The 6,015-nt window shown below is 32.2% G+C and carries 6 protein-coding genes and 1 pseudogene; 4 read left to right on the top strand and 3 right to left on the bottom strand.

Features of this window, described 5'->3' with window-relative positions; genetic code table 11:
• Nucleotides 1-682 precede the first annotated feature (682 nt).
• Nucleotides 683-988, top strand: a complete 306-nt coding sequence (locus FOF46_RS30195) for a hypothetical protein (protein WP_109434210.1) — start codon at nt 683-685, stop codon at nt 986-988.
• Between the two features lie 377 nt (nt 989-1,365).
• Nucleotides 1,366-1,674, top strand: a complete 309-nt coding sequence (locus tag FOF46_RS30190) for a hypothetical protein (protein ID WP_109434211.1) — start codon at nt 1,366-1,368, stop codon at nt 1,672-1,674.
• A gap of 116 nt (nt 1,675-1,790) precedes the next feature.
• Here FOF46_RS30190 and FOF46_RS30185 read toward each other — a convergent pair whose 3' ends face one another.
• Genes FOF46_RS30185 through FOF46_RS30175 form a run of 3 tightly spaced genes read right to left on the bottom strand, consistent with a single transcriptional unit; the run spans nt 1,791 to nt 3,650 of the window.
• On the bottom strand, nt 1,791-2,504 hold the full coding sequence (locus tag FOF46_RS30185) for a tRNA1(Val) (adenine(37)-N6)-methyltransferase (protein ID WP_143919142.1): 714 nt from the start codon (nt 2,502-2,504) through the stop codon (nt 1,791-1,793).
• Nucleotides 2,505-2,558: 54 nt separating this feature from the next.
• The gene (rimM, locus tag FOF46_RS30180; RefSeq protein WP_109434213.1) at nt 2,559-3,083 is read right to left on the bottom strand and encodes a ribosome maturation factor RimM; all 525 of its coding nucleotides are present in this window, start codon (nt 3,081-3,083) and stop codon (nt 2,559-2,561) included.
• A 15-nt stretch (nt 3,084-3,098) separates the two neighbouring features.
• A complete protein-coding gene (locus FOF46_RS30175; protein ID WP_109434214.1) occupies nt 3,099-3,650 on the bottom strand; it encodes a 30S ribosomal protein S16 in 552 nt (183 codons plus the stop codon).
• A gap of 340 nt (nt 3,651-3,990) precedes the next feature.
• On the opposite strand from FOF46_RS30175, the gene FOF46_RS30170 reads away from it, so the two are divergent.
• Both FOF46_RS30170 and FOF46_RS30165 read left to right on the top strand, forming a co-directional pair.
• A complete protein-coding gene (locus FOF46_RS30170; RefSeq protein WP_143919141.1) occupies nt 3,991-4,836 on the top strand; it encodes a DUF6252 domain-containing protein in 846 nt (281 codons plus the stop codon).
• Between the two features lie 500 nt (nt 4,837-5,336).
• Nucleotides 5,337-6,015 (top strand): annotated as a pseudogene (locus FOF46_RS30165) (hypothetical protein); the annotation flags it as partial.

The raw sequence follows: 6,015 nt of genomic DNA, 5'->3' as shown, positions 1-6,015 counted from the left end.
ATCCTTTTAAAACCTTGAGTATTTTATCGTAATTTGCTTGAAAGTTGTGCATATGAATTATAGTGTCGTAACTACAATTTACTGCCTTTTAGCAGTTTGCGCAACTTTTTCTAAATGCACAACGGGTTTAAGCTATTTTCATCAAACTTATAACTAGGCAATTGCGTATTGAAGCGCATCATATAGTTTTCATCTCTCGAAAATTGAGGAGGATCTATATCATTTCTTTTTGAAAAGTGATCATAATATTTATCTTGATAAATTGAATTCATATGGATTACCAAGTGATTATTAAATTGATTAATGCACAACAATTTAAAGAGAAGTAAAATTTATGAAGTTTATTTTAATGCATATAAATTTTATGAAATATTTAGGGGTAGTACGTTTCAATTGTAATTCACAAAGTAATCTTATTGTAAAAAGATAATAAAGATCTAAAATCACTAAACTCCATCATAGTAAGAATAAGTATGTTTTTTTAATATTCCGTGTATAAATTCCGCAGATCACAGCTTTTTTCTACACAAATAAGACATGATCAATAAAAATCAACTCAATGCAAAAACATCGTTAACCTATTGAAAAACAATGCATTGATCTTTAATATCAAATCTCAATTCTCCAATGGCATAATTCTTCTATATAGGTATAGCATAAAGAACGTTAAAACTAAAACAAGATGAAAAAATTATTTGTATTACCAGTAGTAGCTTTCGGATTATTAGTAGGAACTCAAAATATGATTGCTCAAGAAGTAGCTTCTAATGATACAGAAGTAAATGCTCCTGTTCAAGATAAATTTATTGAAATAGCAGTTGAAAATTTGCCCCAACCAGTTTTAGATGCTATAGCCAGTAAAATGCCAGATGTTACTATTGAAAAAGCAGAAGCCAAAGAAGATGCTTCAGAATTTAAAGTAACTGTAAAGCAAGGAGAAAAGACCTCAGAAGTTGTTCTTGATGCAGAAGGAAACATCAAAGGATAAATGTTGATAACAAACTAAGAGCTTTAATTTATAGTGCAATAAATTAAGCTTCATAGAGTGATTGAATTTTGGAAAAAGGAGAGTTTTAACGACTCTCCTTTTTTTATTTTAGAATACGAACCTACATGAACTCAAAAGAATGAAATATTTAATTATACAGTAGTGGTTCAATTCCGTGTATAAATTCCGCAGATCAACGTTTTTTTCCACACAAAAAAGCAATAAAAAAAGAAGTTTAGCTTATCAAATAAAAATATAAACGACTGGTAATTAGATTTTTAAATACATTTTATTAACATTTCAAAAGCTCTGGCATAATTCTTCTATATAGATATAGTATAACAATAAAGGATTTAAAAAATTAAAACTTAAACAAGATGAAAAAATTATTTGTATTACCAGTATTAGCCTTAGGATTATTAGTAGGAACTCAAAATATGATTGCTCAAGAAGTAGCTTCTAATGATACAGAAGTAAATGCTCCGGTTCAGGATAAATATATCGATTTAGCCATAGAAAATTTACCTCAACCTGTAATTGATGCAGTAGCTAAAGATTTTGCAGGAGCAACTATCGAAAAAGCAGGTGCTAAAGAAGACGCATCAGAATTTAGATTAGTATTAAAACAAGGAGAAAAAGAGATGGAAGTTTTCTGTGATGCAGAAGGTAATTGGATTACCAAATAACAACATCTTTTGATGACAAATAAGACTTTAATTTATAGTGCAATAAATTAAATTCCATAGAGTGATTGAATTTTGGAAAAGGGGGAGTTTTAACAGACTCTCCTTTTTTTTATGTATTACATTTTCAAATAAAAATCTTTAGTCAAATCAATATAGGATTTAGTATATTCATGACGAGCATTTTCAATAATCAATTCGTCAATTTCGGGAGTCTTCTTTTCTCGATCAAATAACAATAAACTCCTCTTAACTTCTGAAGTAAGAGTTCCTTTTACTCTTGTAATCTTAAGGGGAAATAATGTTACTTGTGAAGCAAGGTCAATAATACGCTCTTCTTCTTTATAGGGTACAATTACTGCAAATTTTCCTTGATCTGATAGTAATTTTGATGCTCCTACTAACAAATGTTCAAAAGGAAGAGCATCTTCAAACCTGGCCATATCTCTTTTTGTATCTGAGGTTTTATAATCTTCTCTATAAAAAGGAGGATTGCTAATTAACAAATCATACTGATCATCTATCTCTGCCATAAACTCCTGAAAGGATGCATGATAACAAAACAACCGATCTCCCCAGGATGAAGCTTCAAAATTCTCTACTGCCTGTTCATAGGCATCTGCATCAATTTCGAGAGCATCGATAACCTCTGCATTAGAACGTTGGGCAGACATCAAAGCAATTACTCCCGTGCCTGTACCGATATCCAAAATCGAATCCACAGCACCATCAATTGGCACCCAGGCTCCCAGTAAAACCCCATCTGTTCCTACTTTCATAGCACAACGATCCTGATGAAGAGTAAATTCTTTAAATTTAAAAGGCTTTGACATCCTAATTAAGATATTGAAAATATTAATCCTATAAAGTATAGTAAAAGGTCTGTATTATAAATAAAGGTCTATCAACCCTTCGGGAGTTTTGACATGAATCACATTAGACTCTCTATCTATCTTATCAATAAACTCATCATTCATAGGAATAAGAATCTCAGTCCCATTGTGATCAATTTCAAACAAAGCCTGAGCCGTTGTATCATTTACAGCTTTAATTATTCCTACTTCTCCAAAAGAAGCATCAACAATTTTAAAACCTATGATTTCATGATAATAAAACTGATCTCCATCAAGTTTAGGTAATAATGTAAGTGGAAGATACAGCTCAGCCTTCATAAGGTCATCCGCATCCTCTTCTGTATCTACATCTTCAAATTTTATACGTAGTAAATCGCTTTTGTGCAAAGCACATCTTTCAATAAAAAATGGAACCAGATTATTGTTATAATTAACAAATACTGATTCCATTCTTGAATAACTTTCGGGTTCATCGGTATCTAGTTTTACTAATACCTCCCCTTTAAAGCTAAATTTACTTACGATTTTTCCTAGATAGAAGCATTCTTCTTTCTTCATCGTTAATAATTGCAACTATTCTTCCTCGTTGCTAGCTTCTTTGGTTACTTCTTCGGTAGTTGCTTCTGCTTCCTCAGCGGCAGCTTCTACAGTTTCTTCTGCTTCTGCTTCTGCCTCTTCAGCTTTTGCAGCAGCTTCACGTTTTGCATTAACTTCTTTTTCAGCTTCAAGTGCTTTTGCTTTTGCAGATGCATCAGCTTTTGCTAATTCTTCTTTCTTAGAATTAACAGCTCCTTCTTTTTCTGATAACCAAGCTTCAAATTTTTCTGCAGCTTGTTCTTCTGTTAAAGCACCTTTCTTTACTCCACCTGCAAGGTGGTTTTTAAGCAAAGCTCCTTTATAAGATAAAATTGCTCTTGCAGTATCAGTAGGTTGTGCACCATTCTGTAACCATTTTACAGCTCCATCAACATCTAAGTCAACACTTGCCGGGTTTACATTAGGATTATACGTACCTAATTTTTCAAGAAATCTACCATCTCTTTTTGATCTAGCATCAGCTGCTACGATCCAGTAAAAAGGTTTCCCTTTTTTACCATGTCTTTGTAATCTGATTTTAACAGGCATAAAAATTAATTTTTGGGTACTCGACCCTATTTATAATTAAGGGCGCAAAGATAACTTTTTTTAACTAAAAAGAATCATTGAAGTGAAGTTTATTCATTGAACTACAAATATTTATATTTTGATCTTAAAAAAAGAACATTTCAAAAGTAGATTTTTAAACAAAAAACGACTATTTAACCTACTTTTCATTCTCACTAAAGCCTGTTTTGTGTATTTCATCGATTAAATATGCTTTTTTTCGATCAAAAAATTGTTTTCTTGAAATTTTACCTTTATGTTTGTACACATAACGATGTAATTACGGTAATTCCGTAAAAAAATCATACTAAAGCCCCATACTATGATTAAAAAAATTACTCTATTAATGGCAGTAGTCTGCTTAATTTTTACTTCTTGTTCAACCGATATCGAAATCAACGATCCTGCTCTTCAAGCAAAAGTTGATGGAGAACTATTTAGAACTTCCCTTAAAAAAGCTGTTATCTATGACGATGGAACTTTAGTAATATCTGGAAGTGCAGGAGATCAATCTATAAGTTTTACCACTACATCAACCAAAGTAGGAACGTATAAAACTTCGCAAAAAACGGTAAGTAAAGCCAGTTTTCAGAAAAACCAAACAAAATTTCTTTCAAAAAACGGAGAGACCACAGGACAAGTAACAATAACAGAAGTTTATAACAATGAGGTTTCTGGTAATTTTACTTTTAAAAACCTTAAAGATGATAAAGGTAACATCTTGAATTTTAGTGATGGATGGTTTTATAGACTCCCACTCGAAAATGGAGTGATCGAAGAAGAAGACAATGTTACCGAACAAATCAACCCTTGTTTGCTTAATGCATCATTAACTGCTATGGTTAACGACTCTGAAATGATTACCGATAATCATACCGCCAAACTATTTGGTGTTGATGACGCTTCTATATTAATTACTGCAAGTAATGAAACCGAGGAAATTACTGTAGTATTTTTAGCAGATGTAGCTCCAGGAGAATATCCATTATCTGGATCAGGAAATTATAGTGCTTCATATGCACTAGATAAGGACAAATCATCGGCCTCATCTGGAAAACTTATAATCACAGAACATAATACTGAATCAAAATGTATTAGCGGAAGTTTCGAATTTAGTACCAGAAGTGGTGTCGAAGTATCAGAAGGTTCCTTTGATTTTGGATATTAAACGTATAATTACCCCTAAATATCACTCAACTTTGATGAAAAGCGCTCATATAAATTAATGAGCGCTTTTTAATTTTTAAGAATTAAAAATTTCAAAGGTTGTCATAAACGATGTAGAAGAATTTTTATGTTCTGACTATAAATACAAATCCCCGAACTCCCTCTAAATGTGTTAGCTACCTAACATTTACAAACTTCAATCTCTCTTCCAAAACGTTATCATTCTGTTAATTAATTACTAATATTTCAATAAAAACATTTGTTTTTGAAAAAAAATATTTAGTCAGTTTTCCATCCTAAACCCTTTAGAATAAGATACTTTTTACTTATTACAAAGAAAATATCCATAAATTTTATTTATTCTGTAAGTTTTTATCCTGTAAGTACAAAATATTGTTGTCGTCTCAACTTATATCAAAATTAAAACATCAGTTTTTGATTCATAGAAACGATTGGCCAATTGTTTTTTTTAATAGACACAAACATTTAAAAAACACAAAAATGAAAAAGTTAAAATTAATATTTTTAAGTATAATAACAGCCTCAATCTTTACCGCCTGTAGTGACGATGATGCAGTAATAGTAGTAGAACCACCAGTAGTATCAGAATCCAGTTTATTGTTAGAAAGTATTAGACAAGACGGAGGAATTCCTTTTAATGCAGACAATCCTGCACTTACGTTTACTGCAGAACAAAATGTCTTTCTACCAAGTATATTGGGTATTGATTTTAGAACAGATAGATCAGTAGTTCCGGCAGGTCCAACAGCCAGATTTCCGATGTTTCAAGGTTGGGAAACTACACCTAATGGGCCTAGAGAATGTTATTATGTAATTACAGAATCATCTGATAGAGAAATGTCAAGAGAATTAGGGGTTATTTTCTCACCTAGAATGGCAGAAGCTATAGGTTCTGGAGGAGAACAAAACGCTACTTGGACCGATGACGGGAGGCTTGTTTTTGAAGGATCTGTAGATTTTTCACCAAAAAGATCTTTGACCGCCGGAGGAACATCAGCAGATGGATTATTATTTGGTTTCCCACCAGCAGAAGTTAATCCTGGTGCGATAGCAGATGGAGCATGGTCTTCTTATGTTGTTTTACCTAGTGGGGTGGTAATCAATGCTCAGTTAGTAGCTAACAGCACTGGTATTCATGATAGAATCCCTCATCCAGATG

This window comes from Aquimarina algiphila (genome assembly GCF_007489275.1).
Taxonomy (GTDB): domain Bacteria; phylum Bacteroidota; class Bacteroidia; order Flavobacteriales; family Flavobacteriaceae; genus Aquimarina; species Aquimarina algiphila.
This window is presented reverse-complemented; position numbering and strand designations above follow the sequence as displayed.